Source organism: Microtetraspora niveoalba, assembly GCF_001570405.1.
GTDB lineage: Bacteria > Actinomycetota > Actinomycetes > Streptosporangiales > Streptosporangiaceae > Microtetraspora > Microtetraspora niveoalba.
Genome location: NZ_BBYM01000041.1, coordinates 44,200 through 70,661, shown reverse-complemented (window position 1 = coordinate 70,661; position 26,462 = coordinate 44,200). Strand labels below are relative to the sequence as shown.

The window sequence follows — 26,462 nt, the reverse complement described above, 5'->3', positions numbered from 1 at the left end:
GTTCCCGCTGGGGCTCACCACCGCCGCGCGGTTCCACGTGCCGGTCGGCCACCTCGCGGTCCCGGCGGGCGACCCCCTCGCGAGCGCGGCGGCCGTCGGGCCGGACCGGCTGGCCGGGCACCGCGTCCTGGTGCCGCGCAACCGCCCGCCGGGCGGCATGTGGGCGCGGCTCGCCGGCCTGCTGGGCGGGCCGCACCGGCTGCACGCGGTGGCGGACGAGATCGACGACTTCGCGGCGACGCTCGACCTCGTCGCGGCCGGCGTCGGACTGCTGCCGGCGCCCCGGTTGGTCGTGGGCTCGATCCGCCGCGAAGACGTGCGCTTCGTGCCGTTCGACGCCGGAGACCTGCGCATGACGTACGGCCTGACATGGCACCCGGAGCGGGTCTCCGGCGAGCTGATGGCCCTGGCCCGGACGGTGCAGGAGTCCCTGTGGACGCGATAGCGGCGCCGGCGGCGGTCAGGGGAGCGGGAGCTCCAGCGTGATCGTCATGTCGTCGCCCGCCGCGGAACCGGTGGAGTAGATCCCGCGCATCGCCTTGACCCGGGCGCGCAGGTGGTTCGCGGCCGCCACGGCGTCCGCGTCCGCTCCGCGCTCGGCCGCCAGGCCGCCGCAGGAGACGGTCAACCGCAGCGTCCTGCCCGTGGTCATCGCGACCGAGATCTCCTGGGCTCCCTCCACGCGGTGGAGCGCGTCCACCAGGATCCGGTACGCGAGCCGGGCGGCGTCGTCGGGCACGTCTCGCGTCGGCGACGCCCACACCTCGACGGGGACGGCCACACGCTCCGCCCATCCGGCCAGAAGGGACTCCACCGCCGGTCCCAGACCGCTTCCGGTGATGTCCTCTTCCGATGCCGGGACATCGGAGATAGAAGCCATGTCGTTCCCTCCCTGAACCACACCGCGGCCGACCGGTACAGAAGCACCGGGCCGTCACCGCCCCCGATGCCCGGCTTGCCAGGTCTGGGCGATCAGTCCGCATATTAGTGATCGCGCGCGAGGCATCCCGTCGGCAAGGGCCCATTGTCCCTGTTCTTCCGGGACGCCGCGTACGCGCGGGTCACGCCGGGCCGGGCGGTGTCACGGCGGGCCGCGCGTGGCGTCGCGCCCGGGCCGTGCGTGGCGTCGCGCCGCGGCGTGCCGGCCGTCCGGTGTGCCGGAGATCCGCCCCCGCCCGGGTTTCGGGCCGTCCTGTTCGCCCCGTTCGCCTTGATCGCTCGCGGACCCGTCACTAGCCTGCCCTGCGGATTAGGCGGACCGACCTCTGATTGGTGGAACACGTGACGATGACGAAGACGACGGCCGGACTGTCGGCGGCGGCGGCCGTCCTGGCCTGCGGTGCGCTGGCGCCCGCCGCGCCCGCCGCGGCCTCGGCCGTACCGGCCGGAGTGTCCGCGCTGCCGTCCTGCCCGCTGGTCTTCGGGCACGGCGGCTACCCCGAGGGCGCGAACGGCTGGGCGAAGGACCAGATGCGCCAGCCCAACAACGTACGGGGAGTCGACGACCAGAAGGCCTGGGGAGCCGACGGCGTCGAGGCGGACGTCCAGCTCACCAAGGAGGGCACCAAGGCCGTGATGTGGCACAACACCACCACCCACGGGCTGACCGGGCCCCAGCAGAAGATCACCGATATCTGGTGGACGTACGGCCGGGGGAACCTGGCGGGCCGCCGCATCACCCGTGGTCCGTACAAGGGGGAGCGGGTCTACTCGCTGCGGCAGTGGCTGGACCACGTGCGGTCGCGGGGACTGGTCGCGCTGCTGGAGATCAAGCCGGAGACGAAGAGCGTCCTCACCGATCGCCGGTACGCGGCGAAGGCGTGGAAGGAGATCTCCGACCCGATCAAGGAGCGCCGGGGGTCACAGCGGATCATGGTCTACTCGACCGACGCCTGGATCCAGGGCGAGCTGGCGAAGCGCCACCCCGGGCTCCTCAAGGGCGCGGCCGCCCGGTGGACCGACAGCGTGGCGTGGACCGAGCCCGTCCCTTCCTGGAAGGGCAACGTGTCCCGGTGGCAGGCCGTGCTCAAGCAGGGCGCGCGGAGCGTGATGACGAACTACCCGAAGGAATATCGGGCCTGGCTGCGGGGCAAGTGCCGGTAGCCGGCCGCGATCTCGCCGAACCGTTCCAGGAGCTCGGATCGAATGATCCACATCCAGCCGCCCAATAAGTCATTTAACCGTGAATATCGGTAAATAAAGGACGAGAGGGTCCGGTGGGTGACGCTATTGCCGATCCGGTGATGGATGGGCCTTCCGATTTCCCCCGGAAAGGCATCACAAGCCTGACATCTTTGTATATCTGGCTATTAGGATCATCGTGATCGGTCCGTGCTCGAACGAGCGGGAGGAATGACTGTGTCCGATAGTTGGAGTCCGGCCGAAAGCGGGCGGGAACGGGCGCCGGCCGGCATCGAGATCGCCAAGCCGAGTGTCGCGCGGGTCTACGACTTCATGCTGGGCGGCAAGGACAACTTCGCGTCCGACCGCAAGGTGGCCGAGATGGCCCTCCAGATCGCGCCGGACGCGCCCGAGGCCGCCCGGGCCAACCGCGAGTTCCTCCGCCGGGTCGTCCGCCACCTGGCCGCCGAGGCCGGGATCCGGCAGTTCGTCGACATCGGCTCCGGCCTTCCCACACAGGGCAACGTCCACGAGATCGCGCAGGAGGTGGATCCGGCGGCGCGGGTGGTCTATGTGGACATCGACCCGATCGTCCTGGTACACGGCCGGGCGCTGCTCGCCAGGAACGACACCACGACGGTCATCCAGGCCGACATCAGGCAGCCCCAGGAGATCGTGAACCACCCGGACCTGCGGCGGCTCGTCGACTTCTCCCAGCCGGTCGGCCTGCTGCTGTTCGGGATCCTGCACCACCTCAACGACGACGAGGACCCCGAGGGCGTCGCCGCCCAGTACCGGGAGGCCCTGGCCCCCGGCAGCCATGTCGCGATCTCGCACTTCCACAATCCCGGGGCCGCCCTGCCGGAGGTCGCGGAACAGGCCGCCGCGGCCGAGAAGTTGTTCAACGAGAACCTCGGCACCGGCCGTTGGCGCACACGCGAGGAGATCCTCGCCTTCTTCGGGGACTTCGAGCTGCTCGACCCCGGCCTCGTCCCGCTCCCCGAGTGGCGGCCGGGGCCCGACGACCACGCCGAGCAGGGGATCACGTATCACACGTTCGCCGGCGGCGTCGCCAGGAAGCCGGGCCCCGGCCAGGCGTGAGCCGGAGCCGGTGCGGCGCTAGAGGTGACGGATGACCCGGGCGGGGTTGCCGACGGCGACGACTCCGGCCGGGATGTCCCTGGTGACGACGGCCCCCGCGCCGATCACGCTGTTCTCGCCGATGGTGACGCCGGCGAGCACGATCGCGCCGCCGCCGAGCCACACGTTGTCGCCGATCACGATCGGCTCGGCGGCCTCCAGCTTCGCGCGCCTCGGAACCGGGTCCACGGGATGCGTCGGTGTGAGGAGCTGGACGTTCGGGCCGATCTGGACGTCCGCCCCGATCGTGATGGGAGCGACGTCCAGCGCGGTCAGCCCGTAGTTGGCGAACGTGCCGGAACCGATCGTGATGTGCGCCCCGTAGTCCACGTACAGCGGCGGCCGGATGTGGGCGTCCGGCGCGATCGAGCCGATCAGCTCCTCCAGGATGGGCCGCGCGGCGTCCTGGTCGGTGGCGTACACCTCGCCGTACCGGTGGGCGAGGAGGATGGCGCGCTTCGAGGCGGCGGCCAGATCGGGGTCGTCGGCGATGTAGAGGTCGCCCGCCAGCATCCGTTCCCGGTTCGTACGGCTGTCGCCCGCGAAGAAATCATGCACGCTCCCGAACGTATCCAAGCGGGCCCGCGAACGTGCGGCCGGTGGGGAGTGGAAACGATCAGTTCCCGGCCGGGGCCCGCGTCTGCGGTGACGCGCCGCCGATCTCCGCGAGGGCCCGGGCGAGGTCGCGGGACGACAACCAGAGCTTGTACATGATCGCGGCCTCGAAGAGCAGCAGGAGGGCCGCCGCGCCGACGGTGACCGGCACGATGAGCCCGAGCAGCGGGCCGACGATGAACACCGCCATCTGGAACTCGATGCCGCTGATCAGGTGGGTCCGCACCCGGTGGTCGCGCAACCACTCGCGGACCCGGATGTACCAGGCGAAACGCGAACGGAACTCCTCCTGCAGGTCGACGACGTCCAGCGCGCGGAGCCTCATCTCCTCGGCGTCGAGATCGGCGGCCAGATCGGCGTCGAGGCGGGCGGCCAGATCGGCGTCGAGGCGGGCGGCCAGATCGGCGCCGAGATCGGTGTCGCGATCGAGGTCCAGGTCGGAGTCGTCGCGGAGCAGACGCCGGGGGAGCGTGGGCGATCCGCCGCCCGCGGCGCAGTCGTCGTACGCGTTCTTGAGGGTGCGGCGCATCTGGCGCCGGACCTTCGCGATCTGGAGGGCGTCGACGTAGCGCAGCATGTCGAGGAAGACGACCCCGATGCCGAGGAGCAGGTAGAGCTCCTGCCCTGTCGCCCGGTACTGCCCCCACATCAGGGCGACGGTGCAGGTGAGCACCCGGATCCGGTCGAAGACGTAGTCGAGCCAGCCGCCCAGCACGGTGCCCGTGCCCTTGAGGCGGGCGATCTTTCCGTCCATGCAGTCGAGCACGAAGCTCAGGTGGTACAGCGCCGCTCCGACGAGCAGCCATGGCCGGTCCGCCGTCAGGAAGCAGCCGGCCGATCCCAGGCCGAGCAGGAACGCGCCCCAGGTGATCTGGTTGGGGGTGATCGAGGTGCGGTTCGCGGTCCCGACCACCAGGCGGCCCGCGAGCGGGTCCACGAGGAACACGGTCCACCAGGCGTCCCGGGCCTTGTAGGTCCGCGACTGTACGTCATCCAATGTGAACTTCATAGGGGGAAAACCTCTTGATCTGGTCCCTCGGCCGGAACCACTCCGGTCGGGGCCGGCCGCGGTTCTGGAACGATGAAATGACGATAAATCCCGTCAGTTCCCGTTTTGATGGGATGAGGGCTTTTCGGGGGTCGCCGGAGTCGGGGGCGGTGTCACCTGCCGGCCGTACTTCCTGATCGGCTGGACGGCGGCATTCCTTCGACGTCCCGCCCTCGATGGTCGGCGAAAATTCCGAATTGGTGGGAAATGTCAGAAGTCATCATCCAGGTCGTCCCACTCATCCGTCTCGTCCAGGTATTCATCCTGGTCGAGCGCGTGCGTGTCGTCTCCCAGGTGGGGGTCGTCGTCGGCTCCGAACAGTACCGATATTTGCTGAAAAATCATCCTAAGCATCCAACTCGGCCTCTTGAGTGGCGTTTCTCTGACTCTTCGCCATCCATTCATTAGCTCACGGAATTTCGTCGCCCGCACGGCGTTTCCGGTGAACGCTCCGTTTTCCGGCGAACGGATGCGCGAACCGCCGTATCAGTCATGAAATCTGGAGAAGTTCGCTGGATAGTGCGAAAAGTCATGATGTGCGTGGATAGCGGGAAGGTGCGGACACGGATGGGGGCACTCCATGCGGCGCCCCGGGGTCTCGGGCCTCAGACCGCAGACCTCGGGCGGACCGCAGCGCCCCGGGCCCGGCGGCACTGGCAGGTCGTGCCGGTCGGCGCGAGGGGCGCGCCCGAGCCCTTCCACGCCCTTCAACCGGGCCCCCACCGGCTCGTCCGGGGCGCGCTTCACCTGCTTGACGTCGGGCGAGCCCGCCGCGCGCCAGGCCGCCTCGTCCTGGGGGGTCGCCGGTTTCGCACCGAGATTCTGGTCGATCCACCAGCTCTGCCCGCCGGGCCGTCGCGCCGGCCACTGCTCCCGCGAGGAACCGCGCAGGATGACGTACCGGCCCTCGGGGTCGACGTACCGCTGCCCGCTGACAGTACGGGTGCGCCAGTAGGCGCCGTCGGAGGGCGCCTTGGCCACGGCGGTCGCCGCCGCGAGCAGGATCTGCCGGGCGGTCATCCTCTCCCCGGGCACGAGGGGGACGGGCGCGGCCGGCTGGGAGGAGAGCACGACGGGGCCCTCCGCCGGACGGGACGCGGCGAATCTCGCCGAAGTATCGGTCGTACAACGTCGCGAAGAGGTCCGGACGGTGCCGCGACTGCTCGATGAGCGCGGCGTCATCGGTCCTCGCCGGCGCTTCGGGGGAGCACCATCCACGGTGTCCCTTCTGTGGGTTACACCGTTACTCCGCCGCAGGGCCGATCCGCTTTCACGCCGGTAGGCCCGCCCCCTTCCGCATCGGCGGCGAGGAGCCTCACGGCGGCGGGACGGCCACCCTTGCGCGCCCCCGACGCGCCGGAGCGGTCAGCGCGCGATCCGGTCGATCCGCGGGTGGTCCGGCTTCCCGTCGATCGTTCGGTACGTAGGTCCGGGGACCTCACCGGGTCACGTCGGTTCCTCAGACCGCCGGGTCGAGGGCGGTGAGATCGAGGTCCCGGGTCGAGGCTCCGCCCGCTCGGAGTCGCGGGAACGACGGTCGCGTCTTGAAGTCGCCGTACAGCGAGCGGGTGCCGACCGTGCCGGCCTTCAGTCGTCGGCACCGGGTCGGCTCCCAGGGGGAACCGGTACAGGCGATGCCGATCAGGCCGGGGCGCGTTTCGTCAACGACAGGACCGAGGGGCGGGGGGCGTGATGCGTACACGCTCCTCCGTGGGGCGGTTGTCGATGTCGTCGAGTTGCTCGCTGATCGTCGTCCGCAGGTCGTCGTAGTCGCGGAAGTAGTAGTCGTTGAACAGGGTGTAGCCGGTCCACATCAGGTTGGCGCACACTCGCGGCGGCACCTTGCCCGTCGCCGCGCCCATGCCGACCAGCGCCACCGACTCGATGGCGCCCGGCTCCTTCTCGTTCTGCGCATGGATGGCCTGGAACGCGGCGGCGCAGGCCAGAGCCACGTTCAGCGTCTCGCTCACGTTCTGAGCCGACTGCACCATCGTCGGCGTGGAGATCAGGAACTTCGGGTTGGTCGAGCCGGACGGCACGCACACCGCGCTTCCCACCGGCAGCGAGCCTTCGAACTGGTCGCGGATCGCCCGCTGGACGCGCAGTTGGATGCCCGCGCCGAGGTGCCGCTTGATGGCCGCGTCGACCCCGCCGTCCATCCGGCCGCGGGAGTTGGTCGGGCTGACCCAGGCGTCGACGCGCTGGGTGAGGATCGACCCCTTGTGGATCTCGACCTCGGGAGTGTCGGCGAACGCGGCCCGCCACTCCTGCACCACCTTCGCGTTGACGTCCACCAGCACCACCCTGAGCGGGGGCTTCACATGCGTGACGGTCATGGCTCACTCCTGGTACGGGGGAGGGGCGGTTCCAACGTCCACGAAGGTAGCGGGCCACACCGACAAACAGATCTTGGCTGTGGAGGGTGACGACCGCCGCGTCCGCCGGCGTACCGGCTCCACCAGGGCGTATGCGCCGCGACGGAGAAGCCCGCCCACTCCATCGGGGCGGGCTTGCGGGTTGCCGACATCTTGCCGACATCGCATCAGGGATCTTCACGCGGCACAATTCCCCCCACTTCAGTCACCCGTGCCGTCATCGGTACGGCGCGCCGATCCGGGAGCCCACGATGAGCGATGCCGACGCCCCCACCACGCCCGGCCCGAACGACCCGCTGGCCCTCGTCGAGCTCTTCAAGGGCGGCGGCGAGCCGTGGCTGCCCCTCCTGAAGCCGGTCATCGAGGCCCAGCCCGCCGCGCCCACGTTCATCGGCCCGGGCCGTGGTCCGAACGTCGTGCCCGTCCGCGAACTGACCTTCCAGGCGCTCAAGCCCAACCCGCCGCACAAGTGGAAGGTCGTCGTCTTCGGCCAGAACCCGTACCCGCGGGCCGAGAGCGCCACGGGCATCGCCATGTTCGACAACACCTTCCACGACTGGGCCGACAGCCGGTTCGGCAAGGTCGTCTCCATCCGCTGCATCATCAAGGCGGCGGCGATGTGGAAGCACGGCATCCCCAAGAAGACGCCGATCGCCGACATCCGCGCGCTCCTGAAGAAGCACGACACCGTACAGCCGCCGGAGTGGTTCCAGGCGATGCTCACGCAGGGCGTGCTGCTTCTGAACGCGGCGCTCACCGCCAGCGGCGACGGGGCGATGGCCACCGACCAGCACACCGCGTTCTGGCGGCCGGTCGTCGAGCGGCTCGTCGAGGAGATCCTCAAGGCCAAGCAGAACGCCGACGAGGAGGACCGGGGTGTGGTGTTCGCCTGGTGGGGGGCGCACGCCCGCAGCCTGAAGGCGGTCGTGCGGCGGCTCCAGAAGAAATATCCCGACGTGAAGGTCGAGCACATCGACCACCCCAACCCCGCCGCCCAGGGCGACATCTTCTGCGACGGGGACCACTTCGCCGCCGTGAACGGGGCGCTCAAGGCGCTCGGGGCCGACGAGATCGACTGGCTGCCCGGCAAGGGGTGGAACACGCCGACGGCGGGAAACGGCGGGGCGGACGCCGACACGGCCGACCGCATGGGGGCCTTCATCGCCTCGACCATGGAGTTGCACAAGCTCTACCTCGAACGGCTCGCCAGCGTCAAGGACGAGGGGCTGGAGCTCCCGGCGATCACCGGCGTGTTCGACACCCCGCTCATGGACTTCCGCGAGGCCGTCGCTCCGGCGGCGGAGCTGCTGTCGGGTCTCGACCGGCACGTGACGCAGTCGTACGAGTTCGGCGAGAAGCAGGCGGACGCCGTGGCCGGCGGCATCTCCGCCGACGAGATCGCGGCCCTCTATCTCTACACCTGCGAGTCGGCGTTCTACCGGCAGATCAACGCCACGCTGCGCAATCCCGACCGCACCCGGATCGCCCCGTACCTGCCGTACCTGCGACTCCTGTTCTCGGCGGTGTCGCGTCTGCCGGTCCGCAAGGAGCCGCTGTGGCGCGGGGTTTCGCTGGACCTGCGCGCGCAGTATCCGCTCGGCCGGACCGTGACGTGGTGGGGTGTGTCCTCGTGTACGTCGAAGCTCGACGTGGCCCAGGCGTTCCTCGGCCGCCGCGGCAAGCGGACCCTCTTCGAGGTGCTCCCCGAGCGGGCCGTGGGCATCCGGAGCTTCTCCGCGTTCACCGGCGAGGAGGAGTTCATCCTCACCCCCGGCACGCAGCTCAAGGTGACCGACGTGAAGGTCGAGCGCGGCGGATTGTGCACCGTTCAGCTCACCGAACTGGCCGAGCAGCACCTGGTGGCGTGAGCGGCGGAGGCCGTCCTCGTTCCTGAAGCTCCGGCGGCCCGGCGGCGACGCTCCGGGCCGCCGGTCGGTCCACAGCGCCGCGGCAATGATCTGGCGGGCGCCTTCCCTGCCGCCGGCGTCTGGCGGATCCGGGCGCGGATCCGCGACAATCCCGAGATCAGATTTGGGAGGTTCGTTCCTGTCGTGTCCACGGATCCGTCATCTCAACCGCCGGTGGAAGCCGGACGCACCCGGCCGTGGCGGCTCCAGTCGCAGGGCTACGTGGCCCTCTTCGGCGGATTCGCCGCCGTCACCGTCATCGCGCTGGTCAACGCGGCCCGCCTCGACGTGCCGGGCAAGGGCAGAGCGCTCATCGCCGGCGTCGGCCTTCTCGGCCTGATCCTGGATCTCGTCATGATCGTGGACGGCAGGGTGAGCCTCTACGCCCACACCGCGCTGTCGAAGTCGCTGGTCCTCGTCGTCCATATCGTTCAGGTGGGCGTCCAGAAGCCACACGACCCGGGCACCCTGCTGCTGTCCAGAGGGAAAGAGCACGCGCCGATGTGGCTCGCCGGTGCGGTGGCCGTCCTGCTCGGCGCCCTGGCCGAATACCTCATGTCGGTCACCCTGCGGGGGTGACGGGAGCCAGGGCGGCCGGGTACTTCCAGACGCCTGGCCGGTCACTCTCGCGGCGAGCGGACGCCCCGGTCGGCGAGGCCCGGGGTCTCCTCCTGGCCGAAGGTGATCACGATGTACCTGCCGTTGGCGTAGCTGACCACCGGCCTCTGGAGCATGTCGCCCACCCTGCGGGCGACCGTCTGGAACAGCTCCACCATCTCCGGGGTGTCGGCACTCACCCTGAACCGGCCTTCGGTGACGAGCATCTGGGCGACGAGCTGGGCGAAGTTCGCCTCGCTCCGCGCCTTCTCGTCCGCGGTGAGAGGGGTACGCCGGACCGCGGGCCGCGTGCCGAGAGGGTGGGGCATCGCTGATCTCCTCCTGATCGCCGTCCGTCCAGCATGCCACCCGTCCCTCTGTCGAGTGGTCGGCGATGACGTGGGAGCAGCCGGTCAGGATGAACCCGGGACACACCCGGAGCCGGGGCGAGCCGCCGCGACAGGCCGGCGGGTCGCCGGTTTCACCGTCAGGCCGCTCTCAGTGTTGTTCCGCGACAGCCTCCTGAAGAGGCATTGTTGTTTTCTCCGGCGACAGACCGGTGTATTTCCCGGCGAAGGCCAGGATGTCCGCGGTCAGGGCGCGTTCTTTGCTCGCGGGAGAGGCGGCGTGGGCGGTGTCGGGTTCTCGGCGCATCAGGATCGGCCGGTCACTGCCGGTGGCGTTCTGGAGGGCGGCGCACATTTTGGTGACGTGGGCCTCTCCCGTCTGCAGATCGGTCACCGCACCGGTGAGGAGGAACGCGGGATAGGGGGTTCCGGGCTTGATGTTGTGATAGGGGGAGTATGCGAGCAGCCATTGGAGTTCTTCGGCTCGGGAGGCCGTGCCGAATTCGTCGATCCATGTGCATCCCAGGCCGAATTTCTCGTAGCGGGCCATGTCACACAGCGGGCCCTCGGCGATGACCGCGGCGTACAGGTCCGGTCGTTGCGTGGCGGCGGCGGTCACCAGCAGCCCGCCGGCGGACTGGCCATAGATCGCCAGTTGGTCGCGGGTGGTCCGCCCGGTGTCGATGAGCCAGGCCGCGGCGTCGTTGAAGTCGCTGATCGCGCGGTGTTTGTGCGGTCCACGACCGGCGTCGTGCCAGTGCTGGCCCTCCTCGCCGCCTCCGCGTACGCAGGCGACCGCGTAGGTGCCGCCGGCGCCGACCCAGGCGGCCGCCAGAGGGAAGAACCAGGGGCGCATCGGCATGCCGAAACTGCCGTAGCCGTAAAGAAGGGTGGGCCGGGGGCCCTGACGCTCTTCGGCCGGGGTGAACAGGAGCAGTGTGATCTCGGTGCCGTCGCGGGCCGGATAGCGAACGCTGTGGCTGCGGATCTCCGCGGTACGTCCGGTCGTTGTGGCGCCGGTTTCCGGTTCCGTCCTCCCGCTGACGGCGTCGTAGCGGTAGATGGTGGGGGGAGTGGCCGCGTCGCAGTAGCTGAACCATGCGTGCCGTCCGTGTGCGATGTCCGTGCGCAGGGATGAGACGACGCCCGCGCCGGGAAGGGGCAGATCGGCGAGCGGCCGGCCGTCGGCCAGGTCGTGCAGCGTCATGGTGGAGGCGCCGTGCCGGGACCGTGCCACCAGCAGGAGTGGCCGCGGAAGCGCCGGGTCGTCCAGGACCAGACACTCGTCCACGGGGGCCTGGCGATCCTCGGCCACCAGCGTGCGCCACGCGGCCGGGTCGGTGTCGTGCCGCCGAGCCGTGCAGATGCGGCCGCATGGCGCCTGGTGGTCGGTGACCAGCAGCAGATCGCCGTCCGCGAGGAAGCGCGGGAGCACGCGGGCGCGTATCGTCCCCCCGTCCACGATCTTGACGAAACGCGGAGCTTCCGGATCGATGAGCTCGGCCGCGTACACGTCGTTGTGCGAGGCGGGCCCGGCCATCGCGGTGATCGCCAGATGGCGGCCGTCGGCGCTGACCGTGAGCCCGTAATAGTGGTCCGGCGCGTCCTCGCCGCCGAACACCACCGCGTCCGACCGGCAGGGCGAGCCGATCCGATGCAACCTCACTCGCCGCTGCAGACGCATGTCGCCGGGGGCCAGCTCCTCATCGGGAACACGGCTGACGTAGTAGAACGCGTCCCCTCCCGGCAGCCAGGCGAGCGAGGTGTTGCGGGCGCGTGGCAGCGGCCCGTCCACCGCCTCCCCGGTTCGTACGTCGAGAACCATGATGTCGCTGCCGGGCTGCTCGGCGACCTCCATCTGGACGGCCACACGTTCGCCCTCGCGTGACGGCCACCAGGCGTACAGCCCGGTGTGGCCGGACGGATCGATCTCCACCGGATCGACCAGCACCCGCCTGTTCCCCCCGGCGTCGACGACGAGCAGGCGCCGTTGCTCGTCCTCGCGCCGCTGCTCGGCGACGAACATGACGGACCCGCGCACCATCGGGGGCTCGGACACGCCGAAGGACGACACCTGGTCCACCGCGGACGCCCACGATCGCTTCTCGTGCCATCCGGCGCGATGCGCCTGGAAGAGCCGATCCTGGGCCGCGGCCCAGTCCCGCACACGCGCGTCATCGGCGTCCTCCAGCCAGCGGTACGGATCGGGGACCGGGAATCCGAACAGATCCTCCACCACGTCGCCTGGCCGAGCCGCAGGGTAAAAGAATCGCGCCACGAACGCCCCCGATGAATTGTTCCGCCCGTCACAGGTCGAGGTACTGCGGCCTATACAGAACCGCAGTACCTCGGCTTTCTCAGTTACGACTCGCCGCGGAGAATGTCCGCCTGCCAGCCGCGCACGCCCCCGGTGCGGGCGGTCGGAGTGGAATCGCGATACGGCAGGTATCCGTTCATGTAATCCTCCCGGATCTGGTGATTCGCCCCGAAATGGGCGATTGCGACGACACTATCCCCGGGCCCGCGATCGATAAACACCGGCGTCACTCTCGACGGCGAGTGCCAATCCTGCGAATTATCGGCACGTGCGGGCCGGAGGGCCGGACGGCCATATCGGCTATCCTTCCCGCCAAGATTTCGCGCAAGAGAAGAAGGCGTACTGGAATGCCGTGTGCATTTCGATCTCGTATGAAAGTAATTCGTGGTCTTCCGAGATAGATCCCAGGGCCGCCAGGAGCTCCCGGGAGGCGGCCGACCGCGGTCGGCCGCCGTGGCGCGCCCGAGCGGGTGGTGACATCATCGGGCGGATGCGTAAAGCTCTGGCCGCGGACGTGGCGGCCGTCAAGCGACTGGTCCACGATGCCTACCTGCCGTGGGTGGAGATCACCGGCATGCGCCCACTGCCGATGGAGGCGGACTACGACGCCCTCGTCGCCGAGGGGCACGTGCACGTACGGGATGGGCGCGACGGGATCGAAGGGCTCATCGTGCTGATTCCCGAGGACGGCGTGTTGCTGGTCGACAATGTCGCCGTCCGGCCCGGCCTGCACGGCAGGGGCATCGGCCGGAGCCTGCTGGCCTTCGCCGAGGAGGAGGCGCGCAGGCGCGGACTCCCCGCTCTGCGCCTCTACACCAACGTCAAGATGGTTTCGAACATCGCCCTGTACGAGTCCCTCGGCTACGTGAAAACCGGCCGCGAGGTGCTGGACGGCCGGTCCGCGGTGCAGATGCGCAAGAAGCTCACGAACTGAGACGAGACAGCGCTCGCCAGGAGGAATTTCGGCGCCCGCGGCAGCCGCGTAGATCCGGGAGCGAGGCGACGTAGATTGTCGGGCTCGCAGAATACGCTGACCGGATGACCGACGTTGAGTGCAAGATCGAGCGGATCAGGCCGCAGCGGTTTCACGAGATCGGCGGCCTGGAGGACTGGCGTGTGCTGGGTGAGGGGGCGTGCGCCTACTTCCGTACCGGGTCGCTCGCGGCCGGGGCCGAGTTCGTGCGGGCGATCAGCGAGCTGCCCGGCGTGGGGAGCGGTCATCCCGACGTTGACCTGCGCTACGGGGGCGTGACCGTACGGCTGATCACGATCGCGGACTTCTACGGGCTGAGCGAGCGGGACGTCGAGCTGGCCCGGCAGATCTCGGCAGTGGCCCGCACGCTGGACATCCCCGCCGATCCGTCGGCTGTGCAGACTGTCCAGGTCACCATCGACGCCCTCGTCGGCTCCGACGTGGTGCCGTTCTGGCGTGCCCTGCTCGGCTACGAGGACCGCGCGAACAGCGCCGAAGACCTGATCGATCCGCAGCGCCGCGGGGCGCCGTTCTACTTCCAGCAGATGGACGCTCCGCGCCCGCAGCGCAACCGGGTCCACATCGACGTCTGGGTGCCGTACGACCAGGCCGAGGCGCGGATCGCGGCGGCGATCGCCGCCGGTGGCCGCCTGGTGTCGGATGCGTACGCACCGTCGCACTGGGTGCTGGCCGACCCGGAGGGCAATGAGGCCTGTGTCGGCGCGGCAGGCTGGATCGAGGCCGACCCGCGCGGTCGGTGAGCGTCGTTCTCGGGCAGGCCGTCTTCACCGGTCAGCGCGGCCCTACCAGGCAAGGAAGTCGTAGGCTCGTGCCAGGTCGTCGGCGCCCGCCGCGGGTAGCGGGCGAACGTCTCTCGAAGCCGTCCCACTGCCGCCGCCAGTTCGTTCTCCACTCGCCGAGTGTCGCACCCGGCATGTGCTCTCCCCGCCTCCCCTGATCACCTTCGACGACGGCCATTTCGAGCGCTCTGCTGGGGAAGCCGAAGCGGGCGGGTTCCAGGGGGCTCCCGGCGAGGGGAAGAGGCCCGGGTGAGCCGGGGAAACAGAAAGGTCCCCGGAGGCGTGGCGCCTGCTCAGGGACCTTCGCCGGGTGGCGCGGCCGAGAAACTCTTCTGATCGGTAGCAGGACCGACGGTGTCCGTAGCCGTCCGGATCAGTCCACGGCGTCCTGGAGCCGTCGTCCCCTCACTGGCCCACGCGACCGTCGACGCACTCCCGCAACAGATCCGCGTGGCCGCAGTGCCGGGCGTACTCCTCGATCCGGTGCACCAGCAGTTCCCGGACGGAGATGGCGTCCTTCCCCAGTCGCTCGCCCAGATCCGGATGCTCGGCCAGCACGGCGTCGGTGGCCGCCTGCTCACGGGCGAGGTCGGCGTATGCGGCGTCGACCACCGCCTGTTCGGCGACCGCTCCGTCGAAGTCGCCGTCGTCCTTGCCGTACAGCGTCGACGGGGGGTCGCCGGGCAGGATCCAGCCGCGCCAGTCCCGCTCTACCTCGGCGAGGTGCCGGAGCAGGCCGAGCAGCGACATGGTCGACGGCGGCACCGATCGACGGGCGAGTTGTTCCGGGTTGAGACCCTCGCATTTCATCAGCAGGGTCAGTCTGTAGTTCGTCAGGTAGTCCTGCAGCGTCGCCAGTTCGCCTTCCGGCGGGACTTCGGCGCTCTCGCGGGGATCGTCATTCGGGTCTACCCACATGTCCCGGTATACGGTCGCCTGGCTCCAGCGTTGGGTTTGGTCGCTCATTCTGGTCACTTTGGCTCTGGAGTACCCGGCTCGCCACTGAATTTCCGCGGCTCGACGTGGTCGGATGAGTTCGGCGCGCCCGCGTGCTCACACGGTCGTGACGGCACCTCCGTCGATGAGGTGGTCCGCCCCGACGATGCTGGCCGCGTTGGGGAAGAGCGGCCGCGTCCGTGATCGCGGTGCATGGGACGACCACTCGTCATCCGGTGAGTTTCCAGGTGGTGATCGCTCGCCCCACGCCGGGCGGGATCGTGGCCCCGGCGTCTCATGCCGGCGGCTTCCTCGGTGAACGTTGTCGGCGCGTGGTGAACCGCCGGGGTGAAAGTCGTATCGGCCGGGGTGCGCTGCCGCGCGCCTGGTGGCGGTCTCATTTTCTTGAGTCGGCGAGGGTGTCGGCGAACGCCTGGATGATCGAGAAGGTCCGTTCCCGGCTTCTTCCTGGTGGCGGGCCTTCTCCGCCTGGCGTCGCCGCGAGGAATCGAAAACCTGGCGTCCTGATCCGTGGGGAAGGGCAGGCGCCCAACGATTCGTGATCGGGGCCTGCTCGCGCTCATTGAGCTCGTGAGGGCGCACAGATCGTGATCAGGGACGCCGTAGTTTCACGGCGAGGAAGGACGGCGCTTGATGAAGCTTGTCGTAGGCGGCTTCATCGATCTCCCGCAGGCCGGCTGTCGGGCGGGGTTCGACCAGTCGCTCCAGCACGAACCCCGCGGCCAACAACTCGCCCAAGAAGGTCTCCAACGGCATGCGCTGGTAGTGGATGGAGAGCTCACTGTCTCCAAGAGGCAGATCTCTCCAGTTTTGGCTGAAGTACGAGCCTCCGAAGTGGCGCCAGTCGGCTGTGGGGTGAGTGGTCGACACCAGGAGCCATCCACCTGGTCGCAGGACGCGGCGCAGTTCGCCCAGCAGTTGCACCCGGTTCCTGATGTGCTCGTACACGAGGGCGCAGACCACACCGTCGAACGAGGTGTCAGCGGCGAAGTCGAGCGGCTCTTCCAGATTGTGGAGGAGCAGTTCCGCGTGGCCGTTCAGGCGCGCTCGTGCGTGGCGCAGCAGCGTGGCGCTGCCCTCGATCCCGACCACCTGGGCGCCGCGGGCCGAAAGTTCGGCCGCATAGTGGCCTGCCCCGCAGCCGACATCCAGGATTCTGGTCCCGGAGACATCGCCCGCGAGTTGAAGCATCGCGGGTCTGTCGGTGTAGGCGTTGTAGGGGCTCGTATCGGCATGCTTGGCGAAGAAGTCGCCGAGTGCGTCATGGTAGGCGGTCGCCTTGTGCATCGGGACATCATCGCGGTGGGCACAAGTGGCTCGCCACGGAGTTTCACCTGAGATGGTGGGTGGTGTCCCGGTCCTGGTGTGCGCTGTCCGGGGTGCGGGCGCGTCTTCGGAGCCGGCACGGGTTCCAGCATCATGGCGCCGCGATCCTCTTCACGATTCGCCGTAGCTCATCTGCGGGGGCGGTGACCACGATGGCCAGGCCGGGCTCTGGAGTCCAGGTGAACTTCCGGCTGGATGTGGAGGCCCCCGTGTCGAGCAGATTCCCTTGCACGCCGGCGATGGTCGCCGGCTTCGGCTCGCCCCTGGACACGCTCCTCCACCAGGTGGAGCTCAGAACCGCCGCGCCACGCTGGATGGAGACAGTGACGGTGTCTTCGCCGTCCGGGCCGATCCATCGCCGGGTGGTGGAACGCCAACGTGCCGCAACGGCGGTCTCCACGGGACCCGGCCGCAGATCCGGACCGGCGAGGGAGATCGCGATGCCGTCGACGGACTCGCCCTGGCTTTCGGGAGGCGACTGGATGCCCTCGGCGATCCGTACCAGGTCCCCCTCCGGCAGGTGGTCCCCCCGGACCCGCACGCCGGTTCCCGGCTTGACCAGCCACAGCAACACCCGGCCTGCCTGTCCGGTGGCTGCCGCGTAGGCCGGCTGGCCGTGCACCGAGGCCGGACGCACATCGGTCAGAACCTCCTGCGGGGGTCCGGCGGCACGCAGCTTCTCCAGTGTCGCCGCGGCCCGGCCGTATACGACCTCGATGGAGACGCGCCGGCCGGACTCACCTTGCCAGAGCCGGGTCAGCGCGTCGGGATCCGCGCCCTTTCGTGAGACCCACATGCCGGCCGGCATGTACGTGACGCGGAGTCCGGCGAAGGCGGGACTCCAGCCGACCAGTCGCAGCCCACCGATGATTCGGTCGCGCTCTCCCTTCAGAGCCGCCGAGACCGTGACTTTCAGTACAAGGCGGTAGTCGGCGACCCACATGGCGCTGGTGCCGTCGCCGGACAACACCGGATCATCGCTGAATCGCGGCTCGACCGGTGAGTCGACGACATTCAGGGCCAGGATGCCCATCGCGTCATGGATGACGCCGCCCGTGCGGTAGGCCGAAACCTGGACGAAATCGCTGCCGGCCTGCCATCTCAGCGCCTCACCGCGCAGCCGGATCTCTCCTTCGATGTCTTTCTCCTGCGCCCGCAGGCGTTGCGGGGCACCCAGTCCCTCCGGGATGTAGCCGATCCGCACGCCATCCAGTTCCGGGGAGGTGGCGACCGGGTCGGGCCGGGTGACGATGTACGGCGACACCACACCGATCGTCACCAGCACGGCGGCGGCGACCGCGGCGACACTCGCCGCCAGTCTGCGCCGCCTTCTGCGCAGTGCCACCCGGGCCATCACCCGTACGGCCAGCTCCGGCGCCCCCAGCACTGGCCGGGTCGCGTCGGTCATTCCCTGGCGTAGACGTTCCTCAATACCGCGCACTGTTCGCCACCTCCTCACCCAGCAGCGCCCGCAGGCGTTTCAGCGCCTTGGACGTCTGGCTCTTCACCGTGCCGACGGAGCAGCCGAGCATCTTCGCCGTCTGGGCCTCGGTCATGTCATCCCAGAACCTGAGCACCACCACAGCCCGCTGACGGGGCGGCAACGCCCGTAAGGCGTCCATGACGACGTGCCGTAACTCGATGTCCTCCCGCGCGGCGGGCAGTTCGGGAGGGGTGTGCGTCGGAATCAATCGCATGATCGCCAGACGCCGCGCCCGGCTGATCGCCAGATTGACGATGATCCGCCGGATGTAGGGCTCGGGGTCGCCGCCACGGCACAGCCTGTCCCAACGCAGACACGCCCGCTCCAGCGCGGTCTGCAGCAAATCTTCGGCTTCCCCGAGCGAACCGCAGGTCAGGTACGCCGTGCGCAACAGGCTTGTACTGCGGGCGGCCACGAATTCCGTGAAACCGTCCGTATGCGGCGTCACTGGACGCCCTTCGAAATCATGACCCCATACACGCACAGCACGCCGCGAAGGTTGCCTCGGTCTCCCAGCCCCGGCCGCAGGAGGGAGAACACGTGATGGGGACCCGGCATGCATCGGGACCGGACGGCGAGCGAGTAGCGGCCGCCGACCCGGTGGAACCGGCGGCCTTCACCTGCTGCGCGGCCGAGAGGGCTCGAACCCCTGACCTTCTGATCCGCAGGCCCTCAAACGATCTTCAGGATCGCTCAGAACCGCTCAGAACCGCTCCTCTGGAATCCGTTACCGCCGCCCCGCCGAAGGAGACGGACTCCCAGTGAACGTCGGGATCAGGCCTGGCTTCTGAGCCGGGCGTAGGCCGCGGGGGGCATGCCGACCGCAGCGGTGAAGTCACGGGTCAGGTGGGCCTGATCGGTGTAGCCGAGCTCGGCGGCCAGCGTGGCGAGGTCGAGGCCCTGGTAGACCCGCTCCGCGGCCTCGTGCAGCCGGAAGCGGCGGATCACCCACTTGGGGCCGACGCCGACATAGTCCCGGAACATGTTCACCGTGGGGTGCGAGATGATGCGCTGTTCGTACGGCTCGGCGAGATCGGTCCACGTGACGACCCAGAAGTGCTCCACATGCGCCGCGATCTCCGGCGATGGCGCCTGCCGGACGAAATCGAAGGCGCTGAGCCCCGCGTACGGGTTGACCCAGCCGCGCTGTCGCGTTTCTACAAGCCGCCCTTCTGGCACACGGGGCACGCTGGCTGCCATGGAAGACATGATGCCGCTGATGACGCGGGCCACCGAACGTACCGCGAGCTTGGTGCGCGCGGTGCGGCAGGAGCAGCTCGGGTTCTCGACGCCATGCGCGAAGTTCGACGTCAAGGACCTGATCAACCACCTCGAGTGGGTGGCGGAGATGTTCGAGTCGCTGGCTCGCAAGGGGCCGAGCGTCGAGCAGGGGCCTTACGCGGGCGACTTCCCCGAACGAGCGGAGGGCACGCTGGCCGCCTGGTCGCGGCCCGAGGCATGGGAGGGGACCAGCCCCGCCATGGGCCTGCCGATGACCGTGCTGGGTCACATGTACCTCGTCGATATGGTGGTGCACGGCTGGGACCTGGCCAGGGCCACCGGTCAGGAGTACGAGCCGGACGCCGAGGCCGTCTCGCGGGCGCTGCAGTTCACTGACCAGATGGTGGAGATGGGCAGGCAACGCGGTGCCTTCGGGCCGCCGGTGGCAGTGCCGGGCGACGCCTCACTGTTCGACCGCCTGCTCGGCGTCATCGGCCGGGATCCAGCCTGGACAGCGTGATCGCTCCAGCCCTGTCAAGACGTCGTACGAGTGGGGCGGGGTCGGTGTGCGGCGGGCGGCCCGAGCAGCCCGCCCAGGCCGCACGCCCGGCCGCCGAGCGGGCGCAGGGGCGCTCCGCCGGTCTGCGCCTGCTCGCCGACGGCCGCACCAACCGGCAGATCGCCGAAGAACTGTTCATCTCGGTCGAGACGGTGGGCGCATGTGGGCAACATGCCGGCCAAGCTTGGCGTGAGCAGCCGCGAGCCAGGCTGCCACGATGGCCCACCGACATGGGCTGCTCTGACGGCGTTTCGAGCGAGCTTGATCGTTTACACGCCGAACGGCGTGGTCATGCCCTGCACCGCCGGGCACGTGGGCCCGCCAGGATGACCCCGATGTCGCCTCTCAAGGTCGTACGGACTTTTCGTCGGACCCGCATGCCAGGATCTCCATGATCTGCTCCTGGAGAGAACGGGATTCTCATGAGCGGCTACGACTGGCTCGATGACGACGCGTTCTGCGCGACCTTCGTCCGCGGCCTTACCCCGCACGAGGCGCTGGCCCGCCTTGGCATTGACGTATTCGACGGCGATGACGAGGAAGGCGAGATCGAGGAGGGCCTCATCTCTGCCCGGTCGGCCGAGGGCGGGACCATTCTGAGCGAGTGGAACGGCTTCGCCGGCACGCTGGACGAGGTGCTGCGGCCCCTGTCGGCCGGGACGGTCACGGCGAGTGTCTTCGTCAACGTGAACAGGGTCGCGTCCTTCGACCATTACGTGGACGGCCGCAGGATCCTGTCCTTCGATCCGCTGTTCCCCGGCGACGAGGATGGCATCTCGGAGGACTACCTGGCCGACCGGGTCGAGCTCGGGCTGGTTGGCGACAAGTCGGAGGGCGGGCTTGCCGCTGCGCTGCTGCTGGCCGAGCGCATCACCGAGGTGCGGCCGAGCACTTCAAGTGACATCGTGGCCGCCCACGGCGTTCTCGAGTACTGAGTTCTCGAGCACTGAGCCGCTTCCGCCCTGTTTCCACGACTCGACAGTGCGGCCCTGAAGCCTGTTCGAGCCCGGAGCCGCCTGCGCGAAGTCGTTCTTCCGTCCACGGCTCTCGATTCAAGATCCATATGGCCGGGAGTACATCAGCGACGACGTGATCGTCCAGCATCTCGGGCCGGCAACGCATGAGGTGCGGCATCCGCCTCCGGCAGTGGTCCCATGGCTCCTCGGCGGGGTCAGGCAGGCCGAAGCGCTCACGGATCTCGAAGATCGACTCGACGGCCGCATGGCGGGCGAAATTCCGGTGGTCTCGCGCCGCCTCGTCGAGGGCTCCCTCCGCTCCCTATCGCCTTCGCCTGCTCTTGAGTCATTTCGGCGGGTCGGCATCGGGATGCACCGGCGTCCTAGCGAAATCCAAGAAATGTACAAACCATGATCACCACCATTTCGTACCGGGCCGTAGATGACGGTCCTGTGCAACCAGATGGGGGTGTCCTATGAGGGACATGCTGAAGATCGACGACCTTCCCGCCGGGGTGTCCGAGCTCGCTGGTGACGACCTGGAGATCGTCGCGGGCGTGCGGGCCGAGATGAAGCCGGGCTCGGGCTACGCCTGCAGCTCCGCCGCCAGCGGCCAGGACTGCAAGAACACCTGATCGTTGCGGTGACTCCGGATCGCGATCGCCGCGATGATCGCGATCCGGATCTCGGCGGCGACCGGTCGATCAGGTACGGCCGAGCCTGATCACCGGACGGCGAAGTGAACGACGGGGAGCCGGCGTCCGCGGACGCCGGCTCGCTGACTCATGACGGAGAAGGAGCACTCCACCGTGTTGTTGATCATCAGCAGTGCCCGCGACGACTCGGTTCATACCGTGCTGCCCAAGCTTCGCGAGCGTGGAGTGCCCCTGCTGTGGTGGGACGAGGCGGAGTACCCCGGGGCGTGCACCCTCACCACCGCCTATCTCGACGGCCGTTGGCGACAGGTGCTGACGCGCCGGGGCGAGACGTACGACCTGTCCAGGGTCACCGCGGTCTGGGACCGCCGCCCCGACAGGCCGTCCTCCCCTGAGGTGCGGGAGACGTCGCAGCGGGAGTTCGCCGAGCACGCGGCGAAGCTGGCGCTCGCCGGCGCGTACGACCTGATGGTGGGGGCGCGGTGGATGCCGGCGCGGCCGCAGCACGCCGTGGCGATGGACAACAAGCTGCTGCACCTTCACCGGGCGACCGAACTCGGGTTCACCATCGTCGAGACGGTCGTGACGAACGATCCGGACGAGCTCGTCCCGGCGTGGAACCGGGCCGGCGGCCGTCTCATCACCAAGGCGCTCGGCTATCACCCGTTCACGATGGACGGCGAGGATCGCCATCTCTTCACGGCCGTGGTTCCCCGGCGGCGACTGACGGGCCGGCACCGGCTCCGGTACGGCCCGGCGATGCTGCAGCCCAACATGCCCAAGGCGTACGAGCTGCGGGTGACCGTCGTCGGCGAGCGGGTGTTCGCCGCCCGCATCGACTCCCAGGTGTCGCGGCTGACCGCCGTCGACTGGCGACACTACGACGATCCCAACGTGGGCTACTCCGCCTACAGCCTGCCGCCGGACATCGCGGACCGCTGTGTGCGCCTGGTCGCGGGGCTCGGTCTGACCTTCGGCGCCTTGGACTTCATCGTGACGCCGGACGGCCGGCACGTCTTCCTGGAACTCAACATCAACGGGCAGTGGGCCTTCGTCGAGATGCTGACCGGCCTGCCCATCAGCGACGCGATCGCCGACTGGCTGGCCGAGGCCGCCGCCCGCCCCGACGTCAAGGACCGCATCGATGCCGACTGACCAGAGCACGCACTTCTCCGCTAGCGATCCGGAACCCGCCGAGCCAGGACCCGTCGGCGTGGCTCTCGGTGACCCGACGCACGATCGGGCCGCCTTCGGGACGGATCTGGCCGACGCGGTCACGCTGCTGCGCGGGTTGCCCACCACCCCTGAAATGGTGGGCGACGCGTACGACCTGGTGCGAGGTTGGAGTTCCCGGCGGCCGTGGCTGCGCGCCCAGCTCGTAGTCGATGAGCCGCCGGGGACGGCCCGGGTCGGCTACGACCTGCTTCTGGAGCATCCCGAGGACGGCTCCGTCGCGCTGTCCGCCGAGACGGCCGACGGCGTTCCCTGGCTCGTCGACCACTCCACCCATTGGGCGGCGGCGAACGTCCTCAGCGTCGACGGGATCGGGTTGTCGATCGCGGCCGCGCTTTCCACCATCCGCGCCCTCGGCGCCCGTGATCGGCAACTCCATGAGCGGCTGGTGGACCACCGCATCCTCCTCACCGAGATGGATGGCGACACCGAGCCGCTGACGGTCGCCGAGACCCAGCGGGCCGCCGACGAGTTCCGCCGAAGGCGCGGGCTCACCGGCCGGGCGCGGACGCTGGACTGGCTCGCCGAGGCCGGAATGTCGGAGGAGGCGTTCTGGAGCCACGTCAAGACGCAGGCGCTCATCGGCCGGGTCCGCGAGCGCTTCGCCGGTGAACCCGCCCGGCGCTATCTCGCCGAACACCCGGACGAATTCACCGTACGGTCTGCCGCGTGGGTGACCGGACCGCGGCCGGAGGCGCTGCATGTCCTCCTCGACGGCCCGGTGGCGCAGTTCACCGACCGGGTCACCACGGCCCTGCTGCCCACGCGGCACGCCGGACACCCCGCCGTGGCGGGTGCCGAGGATCGGCGACTCCACCTCGAAGCCGCCGCGACGCTCACCCCTCGGCTCCCGGAACCCCTGCGCGGGCTGCCCGCGGGGACCGCGATCGGGCCGGTCCCCTACGACGGCGGCCACCTGGCCGGAGTCGTGTACGAGGTGCTCCCGCCGGATCCCGAGGCTCAGGAGGTGCTCGACGCGGCGCGCGACGCCGCGTTCCAGGCGTGGCTGGACGAGCGGCGGCGCACATCGCACATCAGGTGGTTCTGGCTGTGAGAAGGCGAGTGCCGCTGCGGATGCAGCTCGACCGCAGCGACTGCGGCGCCGCCTGTCTCGCCATGGTGCTCGGCGCCCTGGGGCGCCGTACGAGCCCCGCCGAGGTGCGCCGCCATCTCGCCGAAGGCGTGGACGGCGTGAGCATGCGCGAGATGATCCAGGCCGGTGCCCGCTTCGGGCTGCGGCTGCGCGCCTGCCGCGCCCCGATGGACACCATCTCCGGCCTTCCCACGCCGTTCGTCGCACTGTGGGAGAACAACCACTTCGTCGTGGTCGAGCGGGTCACTCCGCGCGCCGTGGCCGTCCTGGATCCGGCGCGGGGACGGCGGCGGTTGTCGCAGCGCCAGTTCAGGGCCGGGTACTCAGACAAGGTGCTGCTCGCCGACGCTCCCGCCGGGCTCGCCCCCGCCGCCAAGTCCCGGCCGTGGCGGGTGTTGCGCCCGCTGGTCGCGCCCGCGCTGGCCAACAGGGGGCTGATCGTCGCCGTGGTGCTGGCCTCGCTCGGTACACAGCTTCTCGGGCTGGCCGTACCGCTGTTCACCAAACTGGTGGTGGACCGGCCGGCGGCCCTGGACACGGCGGCGCTCGCGGCGGCAGCGGCGTGCGTCGTCTTCGTCCACGCCCTGCTGTCATGGGTACGCGCCTGGGTGATGATCAGGCTGCAGACCTCGGTCGCGGCCGAGGTGATGCGCAAGCTGGTCGGCCACACGCTGGCCCTGCCGTACCGCTTCTTCCAACGCCGCTCCAGCGGCGACCTGCTGAGCAGACTCAGCGGGGTGGCGATGCTGCGCGACCTGCTCACCGAACAGTCGCTCACCTTCCTTTTCGACCTGTTCACCGCCGTCACGTACCTGACGCTGCTCTTCATCGCCTCGCCCGGCCTGGCGCTGTTGACACTCGCGGCCGCGGCCGCCCAGGGGGCCGTGGTCTTGGCCACGGCCCGCCGCGGAATGCACCTGGCCTTCGCCGCGCTGCACACCAACGCCACCACCCAGTCCACCCTGGTCGACAGCCTCGCCGGCATCGAGGCCATCAAAGCCTCCGGCGGCGAAGCCGCCGCGGTCGCCCGATGGCGCGCCCATCACGACGATGAGCTGACCACCGGCGCCGCCCGCGACCGGCACGTGGCCGGGGTGCAGGCGGTGAGCACCGCCCTGCGGACGGCGCTCCACCTGGGGCTGCTTGTCGCCGTGTTCGCCACCACCGGCGGTGATGCGACGCTGGGCGACCAGCTCGCCCTGGTGTCCCTCGCCATCGCGGCGACCACCCCGCTCGCGTCGCTGCTCGGCATCGTGTACCAGCTCCAGCTCGCCGCCGCGCACATCGGGCGGATCGCCGACCTGATGGGCACCGCGCCGGAACGCGTCGGCGGCGTCCGGCCGGACGGCCGGCTGCGCGGCGGGATCGCCGTCGCCGGGCTCAGCACCGGCTATGACGCCCGCACGCCGGTGCTGCGCGACATCTCCCTGCGCATTCCGCCGGGTTCGAGGGTCGCGATCGTCGGAGCCTCCGGATCCGGCAAGACCACCCTCGGACGTGTGCTGGTCGGGCTGGTGGAGCCGACCGCCGGACGGGTCTACTTCGACGGGATACCGCTGGAGGAGCTCGACCGGCAATGGCTACGCGGGCAGGTGGGAGTCGTCACCCAGCAGCCGCACCTGTTCGCCGGCACCATCATGGGCAACATCGCCGGATTCTCCGGGCTGAGCAGACCGGCGGTCGAGTACGCCGCCCGTATGGCCGAGATCCACGACGAGATCGTGCGGCTCCCGCAGGGATACGACACCGACATCGGCGAGGGCGGCGGGCGCCTGTCCGGAGGGCAGCGCCAGCGTCTGGCCCTGGCCCGCGCGCTCGTCCGCCGCCCGCGGATCCTGCTGCTGGACGAGCCGACCGCCAGCCTGGACGCGGTCACCGAAGAGCGCATCCGCCGCAACCTGCTGCGGCTCGGGCAGACGCAGATCATCATCGCCCACCGGCTGTCCACCATCCAGGACGCCGACCTGATCGTCGTGCTGAACCGCGGCCAGGTGATCGAGGCCGGCACCCACCACCAGCTGATGGCCTACGGCGGGCACTACGCCGACCTGGTCCGTTACCAGCACCAGTCGATCGGCCCCACCTTGACAACCGTCCCCGGCCCCCGCTGAACCGCCGGCAGGTGACCAGGAGATCCGGATGGGAGGTCGTCGCGCGTCCCGGGGCATAGCACCAGCGTTGGCAAGACCTCCTCCCAGCGTCGGAAGCCGGCCTCTTCGAGCCACCGGAGCGCGGAGATCTACGCTAGGCCCGTGCCGCCATGTCTCGACGTCTACGTGTGGGTTCCAGAGCGTGGTCCCGAAGTCCTCGGACGATTCATTGAGAGCTACGTCAACGTGGACGACCCCGGTGACGAGCGGTTCCACGCCTTCGAGCGGGTCTATGTCCTGGGTATTGCGAACGGCGCGGACAATAAGGCCCTTGATGAGTTGCGCCTCGAAGGAGAAGATGCCTTCAGGCTCTACCTGAGGGCACGAGACCACTATCAGGCCATCATCACGATCACCCGCGACGGAGCCACCGTTCTCGGCCTCAGCGTCGATGCTCCAGATGACCTATCGGAAACGCTGCGGCAGGCCAACGCTGCATCGCGGGTTCCTTCGCATACGGGCATCTGCGCGGCTGCTCAACCACAAAATGCCGGCGCGTAAGCGGCCATGAGGAAGTCCTGGTCAGCGGACATCTGTGTCCAGGTAGACGGACACAGATGTCCAGGCTGGCGGACATCAGAAATCCCG

The 26,462-nt window shown here is 69.4% G+C and carries 28 protein-coding genes; 15 read left to right on the top strand and 13 right to left on the bottom strand.

What is annotated here, in order from left to right:
- Window positions 1–445, top strand: a 445-nt coding sequence (locus tag AWQ70_RS32175) for a LysR substrate-binding domain-containing protein (protein ID WP_218004738.1), incomplete at its 5' end; no start/stop codon positions are given.
- Between the two features lie 15 nt (window positions 446–460).
- On the opposite strand, the gene AWQ70_RS32170 is transcribed toward AWQ70_RS32175, so the two are convergent.
- Window positions 461–880 (bottom strand): sensor histidine kinase, encoded by a 420-nt coding sequence (locus tag AWQ70_RS32170; protein WP_157530722.1) that lies wholly within the window; start codon window positions 878–880, stop codon window positions 461–463.
- Window positions 881–1,287: 407 nt separating this feature from the next.
- Here AWQ70_RS32170 and AWQ70_RS32165 point away from each other — a divergent pair, with 407 nt between their 5' ends.
- Both AWQ70_RS32165 and AWQ70_RS32160 read left to right on the top strand, forming a co-directional pair.
- On the top strand, window positions 1,288–2,103 hold the full coding sequence (locus AWQ70_RS32165) for a glycerophosphodiester phosphodiesterase (RefSeq protein ID WP_157530720.1): 816 nt from the start codon (window positions 1,288–1,290) through the stop codon (window positions 2,101–2,103).
- 255 nt (window positions 2,104–2,358) lie between these two features.
- Window positions 2,359–3,222, top strand: a complete 864-nt coding sequence (locus AWQ70_RS32160; protein ID WP_245647240.1) for an SAM-dependent methyltransferase — start codon at window positions 2,359–2,361, stop codon at window positions 3,220–3,222.
- 18 nt (window positions 3,223–3,240) lie between these two features.
- Here the strand turns inward: AWQ70_RS32160 and AWQ70_RS32155 are convergent, their stop codons facing one another.
- From AWQ70_RS32155 to AWQ70_RS32140, 5 genes are all read right to left on the bottom strand, one after another.
- Window positions 3,241–3,774: a sugar O-acetyltransferase gene (locus AWQ70_RS32155; RefSeq protein WP_218004739.1), complete on the bottom strand. Its 534-nt coding sequence runs from the start codon at window positions 3,772–3,774 to the stop codon at window positions 3,241–3,243.
- Between the two features lie 103 nt (window positions 3,775–3,877).
- The gene (locus AWQ70_RS32150; protein ID WP_067184733.1) at window positions 3,878–4,885 is read right to left on the bottom strand and encodes a CDP-alcohol phosphatidyltransferase family protein; all 1,008 of its coding nucleotides are present in this window, start codon (window positions 4,883–4,885) and stop codon (window positions 3,878–3,880) included.
- Window positions 4,886–5,134: 249 nt separating this feature from the next.
- Window positions 5,135–5,269 carry a hypothetical protein gene (locus AWQ70_RS42165; protein ID WP_281197156.1) on the bottom strand — a complete coding sequence of 45 codons (135 nt, stop codon included), beginning with the start codon at window positions 5,267–5,269 and terminating at the stop codon, window positions 5,135–5,137.
- Between the two features lie 141 nt (window positions 5,270–5,410).
- Window positions 5,411–5,995, bottom strand: coding sequence for a hypothetical protein (locus tag AWQ70_RS32145; RefSeq protein ID WP_067184730.1), 585 nt, complete (start codon window positions 5,993–5,995; stop codon window positions 5,411–5,413).
- 590 nt (window positions 5,996–6,585) lie between these two features.
- Window positions 6,586–7,260, bottom strand: a complete 675-nt coding sequence (locus AWQ70_RS32140; RefSeq protein WP_067184728.1) for a macro domain-containing protein — start codon at window positions 7,258–7,260, stop codon at window positions 6,586–6,588.
- Between the two features lie 290 nt (window positions 7,261–7,550).
- On the opposite strand from AWQ70_RS32140, the gene AWQ70_RS32135 reads away from it, so the two are divergent.
- Window positions 7,551–9,167, top strand: coding sequence for an ADP-ribosyltransferase domain-containing protein (locus AWQ70_RS32135; protein ID WP_067184722.1), 1,617 nt, complete (start codon window positions 7,551–7,553; stop codon window positions 9,165–9,167).
- A 213-nt stretch (window positions 9,168–9,380) separates the two neighbouring features.
- Window positions 9,381–9,785: a hypothetical protein gene (locus AWQ70_RS32130; RefSeq protein WP_067184719.1), complete on the top strand. Its 405-nt coding sequence runs from the start codon at window positions 9,381–9,383 to the stop codon at window positions 9,783–9,785.
- Between the two features lie 41 nt (window positions 9,786–9,826).
- Here AWQ70_RS32130 and AWQ70_RS32125 read toward each other — a convergent pair whose 3' ends face one another.
- Window positions 9,827–10,132 carry a hypothetical protein gene (locus tag AWQ70_RS32125; protein WP_067184716.1) on the bottom strand — a complete coding sequence of 102 codons (306 nt, stop codon included), beginning with the start codon at window positions 10,130–10,132 and terminating at the stop codon, window positions 9,827–9,829.
- A gap of 169 nt (window positions 10,133–10,301) precedes the next feature.
- On the bottom strand, window positions 10,302–12,428 hold the full coding sequence (locus AWQ70_RS32120; RefSeq protein ID WP_067184713.1) for a prolyl oligopeptidase family serine peptidase: 2,127 nt from the start codon (window positions 12,426–12,428) through the stop codon (window positions 10,302–10,304).
- Window positions 12,429–12,957: 529 nt separating this feature from the next.
- On the opposite strand from AWQ70_RS32120, the gene AWQ70_RS32115 reads away from it, so the two are divergent.
- Both AWQ70_RS32115 and AWQ70_RS32110 read left to right on the top strand, forming a co-directional pair.
- Window positions 12,958–13,401 (top strand): GNAT family N-acetyltransferase, encoded by a 444-nt coding sequence (locus AWQ70_RS32115; protein ID WP_067184708.1) that lies wholly within the window; start codon window positions 12,958–12,960, stop codon window positions 13,399–13,401.
- 104 nt (window positions 13,402–13,505) lie between these two features.
- Window positions 13,506–14,201, top strand: coding sequence for a 4a-hydroxytetrahydrobiopterin dehydratase (locus tag AWQ70_RS32110; protein ID WP_067184705.1), 696 nt, complete (start codon window positions 13,506–13,508; stop codon window positions 14,199–14,201).
- Window positions 14,202–14,645: 444 nt separating this feature from the next.
- Here the strand turns inward: AWQ70_RS32110 and AWQ70_RS32105 are convergent, their stop codons facing one another.
- From AWQ70_RS32105 to AWQ70_RS42290, 5 genes are all read right to left on the bottom strand, one after another.
- A complete protein-coding gene (locus AWQ70_RS32105) occupies window positions 14,646–15,206 on the bottom strand; it encodes a DinB family protein (RefSeq protein WP_174552441.1) in 561 nt (186 codons plus the stop codon).
- Window positions 15,207–15,788: 582 nt separating this feature from the next.
- Complete coding sequence (locus AWQ70_RS32100; protein WP_067184699.1) at window positions 15,789–16,484, bottom strand: class I SAM-dependent methyltransferase; 696 nt, start codon at window positions 16,482–16,484, stop codon at window positions 15,789–15,791.
- Window positions 16,485–16,614: 130 nt separating this feature from the next.
- Window positions 16,615–17,808 (bottom strand): hypothetical protein, encoded by a 1,194-nt coding sequence (locus AWQ70_RS32095; protein WP_157530716.1) that lies wholly within the window; start codon window positions 17,806–17,808, stop codon window positions 16,615–16,617.
- A 142-nt stretch (window positions 17,809–17,950) separates the two neighbouring features.
- Complete coding sequence (locus AWQ70_RS32090) at window positions 17,951–18,454, bottom strand: SigE family RNA polymerase sigma factor (RefSeq protein ID WP_067184693.1); 504 nt, start codon at window positions 18,452–18,454, stop codon at window positions 17,951–17,953.
- 326 nt (window positions 18,455–18,780) lie between these two features.
- The gene (locus AWQ70_RS42290; protein WP_084518044.1) at window positions 18,781–19,206 is read right to left on the bottom strand and encodes a helix-turn-helix domain-containing protein; all 426 of its coding nucleotides are present in this window, start codon (window positions 19,204–19,206) and stop codon (window positions 18,781–18,783) included.
- Here AWQ70_RS42290 and AWQ70_RS32080 point away from each other — a divergent pair.
- The 8 genes from AWQ70_RS32080 (at window position 19,205) to AWQ70_RS32055 (ending at window position 26,375) form a co-directional block, all read left to right on the top strand.
- The gene (locus AWQ70_RS32080) at window positions 19,205–19,747 is read left to right on the top strand and encodes a TIGR03086 family metal-binding protein (protein WP_067184686.1); all 543 of its coding nucleotides are present in this window, start codon (window positions 19,205–19,207) and stop codon (window positions 19,745–19,747) included. The genes AWQ70_RS42290 and AWQ70_RS32080 overlap by 2 nt on opposite strands.
- Window positions 19,744–20,181, top strand: a complete 438-nt coding sequence (locus tag AWQ70_RS42490) for a LuxR C-terminal-related transcriptional regulator (RefSeq protein ID WP_218004736.1) — start codon at window positions 19,744–19,746, stop codon at window positions 20,179–20,181. Before AWQ70_RS32080 ends, AWQ70_RS42490 begins: the two co-directional genes overlap by 4 nt.
- A gap of 27 nt (window positions 20,182–20,208) precedes the next feature.
- Window positions 20,209–20,721 carry a DUF6461 domain-containing protein gene (locus tag AWQ70_RS32075; protein ID WP_067184683.1) on the top strand — a complete coding sequence of 171 codons (513 nt, stop codon included), beginning with the start codon at window positions 20,209–20,211 and terminating at the stop codon, window positions 20,719–20,721.
- Between the two features lie 506 nt (window positions 20,722–21,227).
- Entirely contained in the window at window positions 21,228–21,377 is a 150-nt protein-coding gene (locus AWQ70_RS39485; RefSeq protein ID WP_157530714.1) for a hypothetical protein, read from the top strand.
- Window positions 21,378–21,551: 174 nt separating this feature from the next.
- On the top strand, window positions 21,552–22,553 hold the full coding sequence (locus AWQ70_RS32070; RefSeq protein ID WP_157530712.1) for an MvdC/MvdD family ATP grasp protein: 1,002 nt from the start codon (window positions 21,552–21,554) through the stop codon (window positions 22,551–22,553).
- The gene (locus AWQ70_RS32065; protein ID WP_084518043.1) at window positions 22,543–23,685 is read left to right on the top strand and encodes a TIGR04500 family putative peptide maturation system protein; all 1,143 of its coding nucleotides are present in this window, start codon (window positions 22,543–22,545) and stop codon (window positions 23,683–23,685) included. Before AWQ70_RS32070 ends, AWQ70_RS32065 begins: the two co-directional genes overlap by 11 nt.
- Window positions 23,682–25,835: a peptidase domain-containing ABC transporter gene (locus AWQ70_RS32060; RefSeq protein ID WP_067184670.1), complete on the top strand. Its 2,154-nt coding sequence runs from the start codon at window positions 23,682–23,684 to the stop codon at window positions 25,833–25,835. The genes AWQ70_RS32065 and AWQ70_RS32060 overlap by 4 nt, the downstream gene beginning before the upstream one ends.
- Before the next feature lie 141 nt (window positions 25,836–25,976).
- Window positions 25,977–26,375, top strand: a complete 399-nt coding sequence (locus AWQ70_RS32055; protein WP_157530710.1) for a hypothetical protein — start codon at window positions 25,977–25,979, stop codon at window positions 26,373–26,375.
- Window positions 26,376–26,462: the final 87 nt, after the last annotated feature.